Origin of the sequence: Paraburkholderia sp. A3BS-1L, from assembly GCF_051125215.1 — a bacterium.
In the GTDB taxonomy this organism is placed as follows: Bacteria; Pseudomonadota; Gammaproteobacteria; order Burkholderiales; family Burkholderiaceae; genus Paraburkholderia.
Genome location: NZ_CP120444.1, coordinates 703,517 through 718,211, shown reverse-complemented (window position 1 = coordinate 718,211; position 14,695 = coordinate 703,517). Strand labels below are relative to the sequence as shown.

The window sequence follows — 14,695 nt, the reverse complement described above, 5'->3', positions numbered from 1 at the left end:
CTCCAGTGGCTGGTTTTGCGGCGTCACGTGGGCATCGGGAGTTTCGGTGCCGCGTGGCGCTGTTTTGTTTTTGTGTGCTGCCGCAACCATCAGGTGGCTAACCCTTCTCCTGCGATCTGGCATCTACCGTTCTCTTGCGCGTCCTCATGGCCCCGAATGCTGGCTTCGGGCAAATTTGCTCTAATTTCACAAATTTGCTAATACCCGGGCACCGGCATGTGTATTCGCGCTGGCTACGTGCGGCTGCTCGGCGTCATGGAGAAATTTGGCGCCGACCTGCGGATGCCGCATGCACGTGCCATGGGAAGTGGACTGTTTGAACTTCGTCCACGCGGTCATGAAGGCATCGGGCGCGTTTTCTATTGCACACAAGTGGGCGAGTGCATCGTCATCCTGCATTCATTCGTCAAGAAGACACAGGAAACACCCGCTGCTGAATTGGCTAAGGCGAGGGTGCAGCGCGAACTCGAAGATAAATACAACCCTGTACCGCACACAAAAGCCGACACTGACCGGATGATGCGCGACCCCGGGTTCAAGGCTGCGTACGAGGCATTGGCAAAAGAATTCACGGCGCTTGACGCGCTGCTCACGGCCCGCAAGGAGGCGGGTCTTATGCAGGCGCAGGTTGCCGAGCGCATGGGTACGACGACATCGGCGGTATCCCGTCTCGAGTCGTCCCTCGCGAGCGAAAAGCATTCGCCGTCGCTGGCGACGCTGCGCAAGTACGCAGCGGCATGCGGAAAGATCCTGCGGATCTCACTCGTATAAAGCTAGCGGGCCAGAATCTCCGCGCTTCGCGCTTCGATTCCGGCCCGCAACGCATACCTGGTTATTCAGGTATCCGATGGACTGAACAACTTACGATACTGCGTGCGTCTTCCGCTTGTTCCCGCCCGGCGCCGTTTTCATTCCCGTTCCGCCCGCCGGACGCAGCGGCAAATCCCCGCCGCGTGCCGGCGCGCCATTGGCCACGTAATACGGTGCCGTCGACCGCGCCAGCGGATTACGACCGCGAATCCGATCAGCAATCTTTTCGGCAAGCATGATCGTCGGAGCGTTCAAATTGCCGGTGGTAATGCGCGGCATGATTGACGCATCCACCACGCGCAGCCCATCGATGCCGTGCACGCGGCCTTCCGCATCGACCACCGCCATGTCGTCATAGCCCATCGCGCACGAGCACGACGGGTGAAACGCCGTCTCGGCGCGGTTGCGCACGAAGGCGTCGATCTGCGCGTCGGTCTTGAGCTCCGCGCCGGGGTTCAACTCGCGGCCACGGTAGCGATCGAGCGCGGGCTGCGCGATGATCTCGCGCGTGATGCGAATCGCGTCGCGGAACTCGCGCCAGTCGAGCGCTTCGGACATGTAGTTAAAGAGAATCGACGGATGCTCGTTCGGGTCGCGCGAGCGCAGTTTCACGCGGCCACGGCTCGGCGAGCGCATCGAGCCGACGTGCGCCTGAAAGCCGTGCATCTTGATCGCATTGCTGCCGTTGTAATTGATCGCAACGGGCAGGAAGTGATACTGGATGTTGGGCCACGGGTCGTCGTCGCGCGTGCGAATGAAGCCGCCTGCCTCGAAATGGTTGCTCGCGCCCATGCCGGTGCCGCGCAGCAGCCATTCGAGCCCGATGGCGGGCTGATTGCGCTTGAGCAGTGCGGGGTAGAGCGAGACGGGCTCCTTGCACTGGTACTGCATGTACATTTCCAGGTGATCCTGAAGATTCTGTCCCACGCCGGGCAGATCGAGCACGATGGGAATGCCGAGTTCGCGCAGCCATGCGCCGGGGCCCACCCCCGAGCGCTGCAAGAGTTGCGGCGAGCCGATCGCGCCCGAGCACACCAGCACCTCGCGGCGCGCGTAGCGCGTCACTTGTGCGCCGCCGTCGAGAAACACCACACCGTTCGCGCGCTTGCCGCTGAACAGGATCCGGTCGGTGATCGCGTGCGTGACGATGTCGATGTTGGGCCGCTGCTTGGCCTGGTCCAGGTAGCCGCGCGCGGTGCTCGCGCGCCGGCCCTTGGCGGTCACGGTGCGGTCCATCGGCCCGAAGCCTTCCTGGCGGTAGCCGTTGAGGTCGTCGGTGCGCGGGTAGCCGGCCTGCACGCCGGCTTCCACCATCGCCTCGAACAGCGGGTTCACGCCGGGCTTGCTGGTCGTCACATGCACGGGGCCTTCACCGCCGTGGTAGTCGTTCGCGCCCACGTCGCGCGTTTCCGCCTTGCGGAAGTAGGGCAGGCAATCCAGATAGCTCCAGTTTTCCAGCCCTTTGCGCTCGGCCCAGCCGTCGTAATCGAGCGCGTTGCCGCGGATGTAGCACATGCCGTTGATGAGCGACGATCCACCGAGCCCCTTGCCGCGCCCGCATTCCATGCGCCGGTTATCCATGAACGGCTCCGGGTCGGTCTCGTAGGCCCAGTTGTAGCGGCGGCCCTGCAACGGATACGCGAGCGCGGCCGGCATCTGCGTGCGGAAGTCGAAGCGGTAGTCCGGGCCGCCCGCCTCCAGCAGCAGGACCGTGACGTCGCGGTCCTCGGTAAGGCGGGTGGCGAGTACGTTGCCCGCCGATCCCGCGCCGATGATGATGTAGTCGTACTCTTGCGCTGCCATGCCGTGCCTCCTCCAATTCCCTCGAATTCGCTCAGAAAGCGGGACGATACGTTCCCAGCTCGACTTGAACGGATTTGATGCGCGTGTAGTGTTCGAGTGTCGTGATGCCGTTCTCGCGTCCCACGCCCGATTGCTTGTAGCCGCCCACCGGCATTTCGGCGGGCGATTCGCCCCAGGTGTTGATCCAGCAGATGCCCGCTTCGAGGCGGTGAATCACGCGATGCGCGCGCGACAGATTTTCGGTGACCACACCGGCGGCGAGACCGTAAATCGTGTCGTTCGCGCGTGCGATGACTTCGGATTCCTCAGTGAACGAGAGAATGCTCATGACCGGGCCGAAGATTTCCTCGCGCACGATCTTCATGTCGTCGCGGCAGGCGGAGAACACGGTCGGCTGCACATACTGGCCGCGTGCGAATTCGCCTTCCACGAGGCGCGCGCCGCCTGCGAGCAGCCGTGCGCCTTCGCGCTTGCCGCTTTCGATAAAGCCGAGCACCTTGTCGAGCTGCCCGGCGCTCGCGAGCGGGCCGAAGTTGGTGGCGGGGTCGCCGGGGTGGCCCACGCGAATGCGCGCCACGCGCTCCAGCACGCGCTTTTCGAATTCGGGCAGCACGGACGCATGTACGAACACGCGCGTGCCATTGGTGCAGACCTGGCCTGAGCTGAAGAAGTTGGCGGTGACCGCGATATCGGCGGCGCGATCGATATCGGCGTCTTCGAACACGATCAACGGCGACTTGCCGCCGAGCTCCATCGTCACTTCCTTGAGTGACGATCCGCCCGCCGCTGCCATGACTTTCTTGCCCGTTTCCACGCCACCCGTGAACGAGATTTTCTCGATGTCGGGATGCGTGCTGAGCATCGCGCCCACGCGCGAGTCGCCTTGCACGACGTTGAATACGCCCGGCGGCACGCCCGCTTCGAGATAGATTTCGGCGAGCTTCGAGGCAGACAGCGGCGTGACTTCGCTCGGCTTGAAGATCATCGCATTGCCGGCGGCCAGCGCGGGGGCCGACTTCCAGCACGCGATCTGAATCGGGTAATTCCATGCGCCAATGCCGGCTGTGACGCCCAGCGGCTCGCGGCGCGTGTAGACGAAGGAATCGGTGCGCAGCGGAATCTGCTGGCCTTCGATGGCGGTGGCAAGCCCGGCATAATACTCGATCACATCGGCGCCCGTGACGATGTCCACGGCGCTCGTTTCGGCGATTGGCTTGCCCGTGTCGCGCGTTTCCAGCGCGGCGAGTTCGTTGTTGCGCGCCCGCAGCAGCTCGACCGCGCGGCGCAGGATGCGCGAGCGCTCCATGGCCGTCATGGCGGCCCAAACGCGCTGACCGGCGCGCGCCGATTGCACGGCGCGGTCGATATCGGCGGGGCTGGCTTGCTGCACCGTCGCGAGCGTTTCGCCGGTGGCGGGGTCGCGCGTTTCGAAGGTCTCGCCACTGCTGGCGTCGGTGAATGCGCCGTCGATGAAGAGGCGTTCGAGCGGATAAACAGACATGATGGATAACTCCGTGACTTCCAGTGCTTGCGCGATCAGGCGGACTTGCCCGAGCGCGCCTTGGCGCGCTTTTCGAGCATCAAATCGATGTATTCGTTGGCGACCCGCAGGGCGGCCCTGGTATCGAACGGCTCGCCGGTGAGGGTGCCGCGCAGCCACAGGCCGTCGATCATGGCGGCCAGACCGGTGGCCGCGCGCCGCGACGCCGCGCGTGGCAGAACCCTCTCGAACTCTGCACACAGGTTCGAATAGAGCCGCCGCGTGTTCACGCGCTGCAGGCGGCGCAGCGCGGGCTGGTGCATGCTCTCGGCCCAGAATGCGAGCCAGGTCTTCATGACCGGTGTGTTCACCTGCGAGACGTCGAAATTGGCGGCGACGATGGCGCGCAAACGCGCGCGCGGCTCGTCTTTCGCCGCCGTGCGGCGCCGCATGGTGGCTTCCCAGAGATCGCGCAGGATATGGCGCATGGTGGCCTCGAGCAGGCCGTCCTTGCCGCCGAAATAGTGACTGACGATCCCGGTGGAAATATTCGCGTGCTGCGCGACCGTGGCAAGCGTCGTGCCCGACAGTCCGGACCGGTCGATCGATTGCAGGGTCGCATCAATGAGTTGCGCGCGACGCACGTCGCGCATTCCGATCTTGGGCATGGCGATTCTTCAGGGCGGGTCCTGGGAAGATTCTCACTCTAGTCGTTTTTTATTGAACGATCAATCAATAAAAACGGCGTCATAGCGGGGCGGCGCATTTCCCCAAGTACGCGTCGTGTCTACGAAAGTCGCGCGAGATTTGGATTTGTACGTTCTCTCAATCCGCATAAGGCGTGCCATTGGACACGTTTCTTTGTGCGGCCTTTCAACCGTATCGCAAGGCAAGAGAGACCTACACCATGAAGAAAGTAAAAGCGGCGGCATTGACTGGCATCGCACTCGCGGTGGCCTCGCTCTCCACCGAGAGCAATGCGCAGAGCAGCGTGACGATGTACGGGATCATCGATGCTGGCGTGACTTATGTGAGCAACGCGGGCGGCTCGCACCAGGTGAAGTTCGACGACGGCATTTCGTATGCGAATCGCTGGGGCATCAAGGGTACCGAAGACCTGGGTGGCGGCCTCAAAGCCATCTTCACGCTGGAAAGTGCCTTTCACGTGGGCAATGGCCAACTCACCAACGGCGGCTCGCTGTTCGGGCGCCAGGCCTACGTAGGTCTGCAAAGCGATTGGGGCACGCTCACGTTCGGCAACCAGTCCGACCTGACGCAGGACATGGTGTACACGTACAACATTTCCGCATGGGCGAGCGGCTACGCCATCAACCAGGGCGACTTCGACCGCATGAACGGCGACCACCTGCCCAACGCCGTGAAGTTCACGTCGAATACCTACGGCGGCTTCCAGTTCGGCGGCATGTATTCGTTCAGCAATACGCCGGGAGAATTCCACACAGGCAGTGCATGGAGCGTGGGTGCGCAATACCAGAACGGCAATTTCTCCATGGGTACGGCTTACACCCAGTTGAACAACCCGTCCGGTATTTACGCATTCGATCCGTACGCGATGATCGGCACGCACACGTTCTTTGGCCGGCCTACCGTGAGCGTGGACCCGGCCACGGGCGCCGTCACCGATCTCTATGCGAGCTCGCCGTTCCCGGTGGACAAGCAGGGTGCGTTCGGCGTGGGCGCGAGCTATGTGGTGGGTCCGGTCACGCTATCCGGCGACTTCACTTACACGCAGATCAAGGCGTTCGGGCAGAGCGAGCACATGCAGGTGGCCGAAGGCGGCGCGAACTGGCAAGTCACGCCTGCCATGAACCTGATCGGCGGCTACCAGTACACGCATTTCGACGGCAATCACTGGAACATGATTTCGGCGGGGTTGCATTACTTGCTGTCGAAGCGCACCGACGTCTACATTTCGGGTGACTGGCTCAAGGCTTCGCAGGGCGTGGATGCCGTGATCGGCTACAGCTTCACGCCGTCGTCGAGCACGAACCAGGCAGATGTGCGCATCGGCATGCGGCATTCGTTCTAAGCGCGTCGTCGAAGGTGCGCTCCACGAACCAGCGACGGGGCAAGGTGGCAAAGCCCGGTTGCTGTTCGTGGCAGCGCACCGGCCTGGCGACATACTCAAGCGTTGTCGCGTTGTTGATCAACGCCGTGCGGTCGCGTGCATCGTTGGCGAACAGATGCTTCATTCTTGAATGGGTACCCGAGCATGAAACGCAGACGCGAGAAGAATGAGTGCTGCGTTGATGCTCGACCATACGTTCGATTCACAGTGTCATCGGGCGTCCGCGGCCTTTGGAAATGCATCCCACCGCCAGATCTTTACTGGGCCTGCGTCATGAACCTTGACGCCGTCGCTCTTTCGCATGGTGCGCTCCGGAAACTTCTCGTTCTTGCGTAGAAGTTGCGGGTAGTCGTCCCGCTCGGCGTCTTTGCGGTAGCTGCCATACCCACGGTAATAGGCCGTCTCACTCACAGTGGCGCCTGGTGGGTGCACGGAGTCCCACAGCAGCTTGCGGCGGTAGGTTTCCAGTTGCTCAACTTCCTGCCGGGTGGAGGGATACGCTTCCGTGATATTCGATATGGAATTGGGTATGCGAAATTCCACAGCGCCCTCCAGCAGCTTTGGTGCGAGTATTTCCTTGATCGTTATCGTGCCACCGATCTCTATTTGCCCCTTCGGAATCCTGTTGTCTGGCTGAGCCGAGAATTTCAGAATACGCGTTTCTCCCGGTGGAATTTCTACGATGCCATCTGGGAAGTCAGCGGCATTAAGAAACTCTTTCGCTCCGAGCGTCACAGAGAACTCTTCAGCACTTCCATCTACTGGTGCACCTCCAGTCGATATATTCGAGGATTTCGACATGGGATTGAACTCACCCTCCCAGGTCGACGGGCTCTTGAAGGCGACCTTCTCGAAGAGGCCGCTGTTCTTGAACGCGAAGATGAATAGTGGTTTCCCGTTCTCGATTGAAAACTTCGCAGCGGCGTCGAGTCTTGCGAGAGGCGTACCTGTTCTGTAGAGCTTCTCGATCAGGTCGCCCGTTGGACCGAGTACGGCGCGGTTAACGTCTCGCGGCAGGGTGGTTATATCCAGTACGTTAGGCATGTGCCGACCATCCGGGCAAGTCACGCTCGCCAAAAGTAGTCCGGGGTTGCCAGGACGCATGGCCGGTATGTTCTTCATCGCGCATATTGCGTCTCGCATGCTGAACATAGTCCTGCGGTCGGCGTCCGAAATTTTCTCCTCGAACACGCCGATACCTGGCACACTGGGTCCGTAGCTCATGGTATCGCCCCTGAAGACAGCGGTTAGCCGGTCACCTTTCAATCCGACTGAATTGATCGCATTGATCATGGTGCTGCCGGTTCTGCTGAAGCCAATAGGATCATCCTTTGCCATCGTGCCCTCGCATACTGAAAAAAGAGAAATGAGAACTAATGCTTTAGATAAATTGTTCACGCTCACGCCTGAATATGCGGAACCACGACCCAGTCCCACCCTGTCTGCGTTGAAAACCAGTGCTTCACGCGGTTGAGATAGTACGAAGGAACTTTTACGCCTGGCGTATAGACGCCAGGACCCATCAGCGTTGTTCGGCCAATGCCCTGCCAGGTATTCTTGTCGGCACTCGCAACAGCGTCCGCGAACTTGACTGTCTGGGTCTTGGCGTCAATGTGGCTTTTGTGAACGGCCCCTCCTTGATCGAAATATTCATCGGGAAATGAAAAGAGGTGTCCAGTCTCATGCTGCTGGACGTGTTCGTTCGGGATCGGTTCCCATGCGGTGTTAGTTTTGTTGCGTCGTACATTCAACTCCCCCCAGTTACCCGAGTCCGCGCGGTTTGCACTCGGATAGAGGTTCACCTGTGCATGATGACGCTCATCAGCCTTCGTGACGAAGTCAATTTCGAATTTGACCGCGACCTGCGCCTTGCAATCACTCGCGGCTCCGGCTTTCGGGCAATTCCTGATTGCCAGCTTGTAGCTGTTGGCATTGAGAAATGCCTCAATCGTTGACTTCATTGCCGACAGGTTTGTGATCTCCTTCGCAGGGCGTGGTTCCTTGATGAAGGTCGCTGAAAAATTGTCGTCGTGCTCTCTCGCCGATTCATAGGGAACATATTCAACCGCTTTGGGATTGGCAGGGTCGACTTGGCGAACACGCATCGGTACCACCAGCACAATGACCCTCATGGCGATAGTTCTGGTTGCCCGATCAAAGCCGATATCGAACGTCCCGCGTGCGCCCGCAAGCTGAACGAATTTTCGTTCGCCAGTCGCGTCCAGCCAGGGCTGGCCGTTTTCGAGCAGGCCCCAGTAGTTCCCGGTCTCCATGTCCCATGTAACGGTAGAGACGGGAATATTCTGCAATGTGTGCTCACACGGTTCGTCGCTGGCAGCGTTGACTGGAATGATTCGCGCAGTACCGGAGGACGATTGCCCGGACGCACCGGCAAGGGCGCCATCGAATGCCGGCGGTGCATCCCCGGCAGGTTTGAGTTCACCAGCGGAACGCTGCTGTGCTGGAGTTGGAGCTGGAGTTGGCGCGGGTGCCGATGCCTGCACCGCGTTTTCACCTGGACCGGTTCCAGCAGGCATGACAGCCGCCAACGCGCTGCACGAAAGCTGCACCGGATAGGGGGCAATTGGCGCAGTGTGTGACGGGACCGACATGGGGCCATCGGTTGCGTGCGATTGGGCATGCACGAGGAATTGCGCAGACGTGTAGCCGCGAATTCCATCCGGGCCGATCTCCAGGCGTGAGCCGCCTGCGGTCAATATGATCCGTTTGGCCGCTCCAAGATGAATGGTCTCCTCTTCGCTGGTGACCGAGATGCCCTTTCCGGCTATCAACGTCATTTCATCGGATTCGGCATGCAGGCGAATCGCCTTCTGCGCGAAGAGCACAATCTGTTCTCGCACCGATGCAAAGAACGATTTGCCCGTGGCGATGGAAACATGCCCGCCCGTGGTGAGCGCGGTGTTTTCGTCGCTCGCAATGTGCGTGCTGCCTGCCGCCGCTGTCTGAATACCCGCCCCGCTCGAAATCGTCAGGTGCGGCGCTTCGAACTCGGGGAAATCGTCCCCGCCCGGGCGCGTGCTGACCGAAGGCTTGCCGCGCAATTCGGCGTTGTCGCGCTGCATGTTCGCAGTCACGCCGGACTGATCGCTGCCAGCGTCCTGCGCGCCATGTCGCTGCGCCTGCTGCGCCAGGCGCTCGTGAATGTCGCGCGCACGCGTGAGGCGGGCGATGGTCTCACGCATGTCCAGTATCTTGCCCGCTGCGCCAAGCTTCGCGATGGTTGTGATAATCAGGCCCAACCCTGCGCGCACCGCGCCCCGCATGTCCGTGCGCAGTTCGAAGCCTTCGCCGCGCGCGTCTTGCCGCCCCTCATTGCCTGCGATGCGCGTGACATAGCCCAGACTCAGGCTGCTCTTGCCATGATCCGATGCCAGTTGCGCCTGCTGACGATTGTCCGTGTCGTCCAGTGCAAGATGGTTTGATGCGCCGCCGTTGCCGAGCGTGCGGCTCACGATGCCGGTGAGCGCACGATTATCCGGCAGTTTCCACGGCGGCATGTTGTCCTGATTCGGCACGAACGCCGCAACGACAGGGCGGTCAGGATCGCCGTTGACGTACGCGACCAGCACTTCCTGACCGGGCCGCCCGTGCATGACGACGCCCATGCCGTCCCCCTGCCAGGGCAGCGCGAGGCGCACCCAGATGGACGTATTCCCGTGATGGTTGCCCTCGCGGTCCCACGCGTACTGGATGCGCACACGGTTATAGGCATCGACCGTCATCGGATGCTGTTCCCATCCGACAATCACCGCATGTTCGTACCCGTCGATGCGTGGACGCGGCGTGACCTGCGGCATGCGATACGGCTCGCGCGTCGGGTGCAGTTCGAACTGCGCTTCAAACTCATACTTCGCTGCTGCGCCGTCCAGCTTCGACGACAGTCCCTGGGTGTTGCGGATATCGATCCGGCAATCCAGCACGAAATACGTGTCGTTCGCTCCGGCGTGTGGGTGATCCGTCAACGTGAACGTCCTGCCGGCTTCGATGCCGCGCAGCGCGCCGCGGCCCTTCGCACGCATGCGCCCGCAGCGTGCGGCTTCGAGCTTCACGCGGGCGAGATGCTGCGCTTCCCCGCGCCAAACCTTCGCTTCCTGGGGTCCCGGACTTTCCACCGGCTCTGTGCGGTAGTGGGTGGTCTCCGGCTGTGCGTACTCCGCCGGCTCGTAGGATTCGATTCGTTCACAGTCGAAGACGTACTCTTGTCCGTCTCCATGCCTGATGCTGTGCTGCTCGCGATACGGCGCGCTGTTCGCGCTCAGTCGCGGCGAAATATAACTGTGGTCGTGGACCACGACCCTGTTAAGCGCAACCGACGTGCGCCAGGACAGATGCGTGACATATTCCCTGTCGAGATGCCCGCCTTTGGGACGGTAAGACAATGTCGCGTAGGGCGGGGTCTGCGCCTTGCAGGCACGGATACTGTCGGCAATGACAAGGAAATGGCGGCCTTCACGGTGTTCGAACCAGATCAGATAGCCGAATTCCTCGCACAGGCGCATGCAGAAGTCCCAGTCCGTCTCCCATGCCTGCCGGATGAAATCGCGCCGGGGAGTTGGGTGCTCGCCGCAGCGAAAATCGATATCGTGGCTGTACGACTTAAGGATGGTGCAGAGGATATTGGTGATATCCGTGTGGATGAAGATGCGCGAGTTCTTGCGCAGCGTCGCGCACCACCATTGCGGGCGCAATACGAATTCATAGACGACATCGTTTCCTTCGATGTCCAGAATTCCGGCCTCTGCGACCATACCGGTGATTTCGCGCAGGCCCGTGCGTTCACGGTCACGGGGCTCACGCCAGTCACGTGTCCGTGTGAAAACATCCTTGAACGTCAGCGTGATGGCCGAGCCCTTGATGGCATCGAGATCGACTTCGAATTCGTCGGTGGCAAACCACTCCGGGTGGGGAACGGATCTGACCGCCTCGATGCGATATTCGAAAAGCTGCCCGATGGCTTCATGGCCTGTAATGCGTCGCGGCAGAAGGACGTCCTCACTGTAGTCCTGTTCCCGTCTCCCCCTTTGCAGGGTGATTTCCCGTACGGGCAATGCGTGGCCGTGCATGCGTACGGGGGTGTTGTACTTCCTGGGGAACCACATGCTCAGGTCCCCCGCTGTAATGTCGCGCCGCAGGTTGTGGTGTCACCGATGAACGCCACACGCACGCCGCCATGCGTGCGCCTGCCCTTAGCGACGATTGGAAAATCGCCGCCGCATTTCGCGCACCGTACAAGGTGACCGTCGAGCGCGACCGGTACGCCGTGGTGTGTGAGGTTCGACGCGGCCTGAATGACTTCGCCGCCGTGGTCTGTGATATCGCCCAGGCGCGCAACGTCGCGCCCCGTTACTGCGTCTCTCATCGGCTCTGACCTCCAAAGGAAAGGGGGTGGCGGCAACTTGCGTTGTTCGCGGACGCCTATCCTTTGCTAGCCAGTTTTTGCCTGGAACACGAAAAATCCGAAAATCGGCCGAAAGCGATTCACCGCGCATCGCGCGGCGCTCAAATTCATATTCGCTTGATACTCGCCAAAGATCGCAGCGCGCTTGCGCTGCGACGCAGCAACGACAGAACGGATCGGCGGCACAGCCAAACAGCGGTCCCGCCGAGTTGTGTTTTTTCGCCGTGAATCATCGCCAAAACGCACTTCCAATCCGCCCGAAAGCCTTGCTGGCGCGGGCGTCCAACGGCAATGGCGTTTTTGTTCTATCTGACGCATCGGCGCTTTTGATCTACTTGCGTCTAACGTCAGCCGTGCAATTTCCAACCCTTGCGCGTCACGCCACGTTTTAACCAGGCCACCAGGCAACTAAAGGGAATCGTCAGATGAACGTCAGCGTCTTCGACCTGTTCAAGATCGGGATCGGGCCATCGAGCTCGCATACGGTCGGACCGATGGTCGCCGCGTGCCGCTTCGCGTCCCATATCGAGGACGCCAACCTGCTCGCTTTCGTGCGCCGCGTGAAGGTCGAGCTGTATGGCTCGCTCGGCGCGACGGGCAAGGGCCACGGCACCGACAAGGCCGTGCTGCTCGGTCTTGAGGGCAATCTGCCCGACACGATCGACCCCGACCGCATCGAACCGCGGCTCGCCGCGATTCGTGCGGAAAAGACGCTCGTGGTGCTGGGCAAGCAGTCGATCCGCTTCGACGAGAAGGAAGGCATCGGCTTCTATCGCAAGACCATGGGCGGCGCAAACACGCTGCATTCGAACGGCATGCGCTTTCAGGCCTTCGATGAAAACGGCCAGCTGCTGGTCGAGAAAGAGTATTACTCGGTGGGCGGCGGCTTTGTCGTGAACCGCGACGGCGACCGCGTGAACGGCGTGCGCAGCGGCCGCGAGGTGCCGTATCCGTTCCGCACCGGCGACGACCTGCTGCGCGTATGCAGCGAGAGCGGCCTTTCGATCGCGGAAGTGACGTTCGCCAACGAATGCGCGTCGCGCTCGCCAGAAGAAGTGCGCGAAGGGCTGCTGGGCATCTGGCGCGCGATGGCCGCCTGCGTGGAGCGCGGCTGCAAGATGCATGGCGAGCTGCCCGGCCCGATGGGCGTGAAGCGCCGCGCAGCCGATCTTTCGGTGCATCTGCGCTCGCGTTCGGAAGAGTCGCTGCGCGACCCGCTTTCGATGCTCGACTGGGTCAATCTCTACGCGATGGCCGTGAACGAAGAAAACGCCGCTGGCGGCCGGGTCGTGACCGCGCCCACCAACGGGGCGGCCGGCGTGATCCCCGCGGTGCTTCACTACTACGTGAAGTTCGTTCCGGGCGCGAACGAGAAGGGCATCGTCGATTTTCTGCTCACGGCTGCGGCCATCGGCATCATCTACAAGGAAACGGCCTCGATCTCGGGCGCGGAAGTAGGCTGCCAGGGCGAGGTGGGTGTGGCGTGCTCGATGGCGGCGGCAGCGCTTGCAGCCGTGATGGGCGGCACGCCCACGCAGGTCGAGAATGCCGCTGAAATCGGCATGGAGCACAACCTGGGCATGACTTGCGACCCGGTGGGCGGCCTCGTGCAGATTCCGTGCATCGAGCGCAACGCGATGGGCGCGATCAAGGCGCTCAACGCTTCGCGCATGGCGCTCAAGGGAGACGGCCAGCACTACGTCACGCTCGACAACGTCATCAAGACGATGCGCGAGACCGGCGCCGATATGAAAACGAAATACAAGGAGACGTCGCGCGGCGGTTTGGCCGTGAACGTCATCGAATGCTAATCGAAACGATCAAGGTAATGAGCAAGGGGTCCGCAAGATGAGCCACTATTCGATATTCAGTCTGTTCCGCAACGGGTTGTCGTATCACGAGAACTGGGAGCGGCAGTGGAGGAGCCCCGAGCCGAAGAAGGAGTACGACGTCGTGATCGTCGGCGGCGGCGGGCACGGTCTGGCCACCGCGTACTACCTCGCGAAAGAGCACGGCGTGAAGAACGTCGCGATTCTGGAGAAGGGCTGGATCGGCGGCGGCAACACGGCGCGCAACACCACCATCGTGCGCTCGAACTATCTGTGGGACGAGTCGGCGGCGCTGTATGAGAAGGCCATGAAGCTCTGGGAAGGGCTCTCGCAGGACCTGAACTACAACGTGATGTTCAGCCAGCGCGGCGTGATGAATCTCGCGCACAACCTGCAGGACGTGCGCGACACCGAGCGCCGCGTGAACGCGAACCGCCTGAACGGCGTGGACGCCGAGTTCCTCACGCCCGAGCAGATCAAGGAGATCGAGCCCACGATCAACCTGAACAGCCGCTATCCGGTGCTGGGCGCGTCGATTCAGCGCCGCGCCGGCGTGGCGCGCCACGATGCGGTGGCCTGGGGCTTCGCGCGCGGCGCGGACCGTCACGGCGTGGACATCATCCAGAACTGCCAGGTCACGGGCATCCGCCGCGATGGCGGGCGCGTGACCGGCGTGGATACCGTGAAGGGCTTCATCAAGGCGAAGAAGGTGGCGGTGGTGGCCGCAGGCAACACCACCACGCTCGCCGACATGGCCGGCATCCGCCTGCCGATCGAAAGCCATCCGCTGCAGGCGCTGGTTTCCGAGCCCATCAAGCCGGTGGTCAACTCGGTCATCATGTCGAACGCGGTGCACGCGTACATCAGCCAGTCCGACAAGGGCGACCTCGTGATCGGCGCGGGCGTCGACCAGTACACGGGCTTTGGCCAGCGCGGCAGCTATCACATCATCGAAGGCACGCTGCAGGCCATCGTCGAAATGTTCCCGGTGTTCTCGCGCGTGCGCATGAACCGCCAGTGGGGCGGCATCGTCGACGTTTCGCCCGACGCCTGCCCGATCATCAGCAAGACCGACGTGAAGGGCCTCTATTTCAACTGCGGCTGGGGCACCGGCGGCTTCAAGGCGACGCCGGGCTCGGGCTGGGTGTTCGCGCACACCATCGCGAACGACGAACCGCATCCGCTCAACGCGCCGTTCGCACTGGACCGTTTCTATAACGGCCATCTGATCGACGAGCACGGCGCAGCTGCCGTGGCGCACTGAT

General features: G+C 61.7%; 11 protein-coding genes. 4 read left to right on the top strand and 7 right to left on the bottom strand.

Annotation, left to right across the window (positions count from 1 at the left end):
• The first annotated feature begins 216 nt into the window (after positions 1-216).
• Positions 217-771, top strand: coding sequence for a type II toxin-antitoxin system RelE/ParE family toxin (locus P5W99_RS28385; protein ID WP_421027187.1), 555 nt, complete (start codon positions 217-219; stop codon positions 769-771).
• 90 nt (positions 772-861) lie between these two features.
• Here P5W99_RS28385 and betA read toward each other — a convergent pair whose 3' ends face one another.
• The 3 genes from betA to betI are packed head-to-tail and all read right to left on the bottom strand — an operon-like array spanning position 862 to position 4,761.
• On the bottom strand, positions 862-2,613 hold the full coding sequence (betA, locus tag P5W99_RS28380) for a choline dehydrogenase (RefSeq protein WP_434664551.1): 1,752 nt from the start codon (positions 2,611-2,613) through the stop codon (positions 862-864).
• 31 nt (positions 2,614-2,644) lie between these two features.
• A complete protein-coding gene (gene betB, locus P5W99_RS28375; protein WP_434664549.1) occupies positions 2,645-4,114 on the bottom strand; it encodes a betaine-aldehyde dehydrogenase in 1,470 nt (489 codons plus the stop codon).
• 35 nt (positions 4,115-4,149) lie between these two features.
• Entirely contained in the window at positions 4,150-4,761 is a 612-nt protein-coding gene (gene betI / locus P5W99_RS28370; protein WP_434664547.1) for a transcriptional regulator BetI, read from the bottom strand.
• A 239-nt stretch (positions 4,762-5,000) separates the two neighbouring features.
• Between betI and P5W99_RS28365 the strand changes: the two genes are divergently transcribed.
• Complete coding sequence (locus tag P5W99_RS28365) at positions 5,001-6,143, top strand: porin (RefSeq protein ID WP_421027183.1); 1,143 nt, start codon at positions 5,001-5,003, stop codon at positions 6,141-6,143.
• A gap of 249 nt (positions 6,144-6,392) precedes the next feature.
• Here the strand turns inward: P5W99_RS28365 and P5W99_RS28360 are convergent, their stop codons facing one another.
• From P5W99_RS28360 to P5W99_RS28345, 4 genes are all read right to left on the bottom strand, one after another.
• Complete coding sequence (locus tag P5W99_RS28360; RefSeq protein WP_421027182.1) at positions 6,393-7,580, bottom strand: hypothetical protein; 1,188 nt, start codon at positions 7,578-7,580, stop codon at positions 6,393-6,395.
• Between the two features lie 2 nt (positions 7,581-7,582).
• Positions 7,583-11,302, bottom strand: coding sequence for a type VI secretion system Vgr family protein (locus tag P5W99_RS28355; RefSeq protein ID WP_434664545.1), 3,720 nt, complete (start codon positions 11,300-11,302; stop codon positions 7,583-7,585).
• A 2-nt stretch (positions 11,303-11,304) separates the two neighbouring features.
• The gene (locus P5W99_RS28350; protein WP_421027180.1) at positions 11,305-11,562 is read right to left on the bottom strand and encodes a PAAR domain-containing protein; all 258 of its coding nucleotides are present in this window, start codon (positions 11,560-11,562) and stop codon (positions 11,305-11,307) included.
• Between the two features lie 66 nt (positions 11,563-11,628).
• Entirely contained in the window at positions 11,629-11,919 is a 291-nt protein-coding gene (locus tag P5W99_RS28345) for a hypothetical protein (RefSeq protein WP_421027179.1), read from the bottom strand.
• Positions 11,920-12,026: 107 nt separating this feature from the next.
• On the opposite strand from P5W99_RS28345, the gene P5W99_RS28340 reads away from it, so the two are divergent.
• A complete protein-coding gene (locus P5W99_RS28340) occupies positions 12,027-13,412 on the top strand; it encodes an L-serine ammonia-lyase (RefSeq protein ID WP_434664542.1) in 1,386 nt (461 codons plus the stop codon).
• 37 nt (positions 13,413-13,449) lie between these two features.
• Entirely contained in the window at positions 13,450-14,694 is a 1,245-nt protein-coding gene (locus P5W99_RS28335) for a sarcosine oxidase subunit beta family protein (protein ID WP_421027177.1), read from the top strand.
• The last annotated feature ends 1 nt before the right edge of the window (position 14,695 follow it).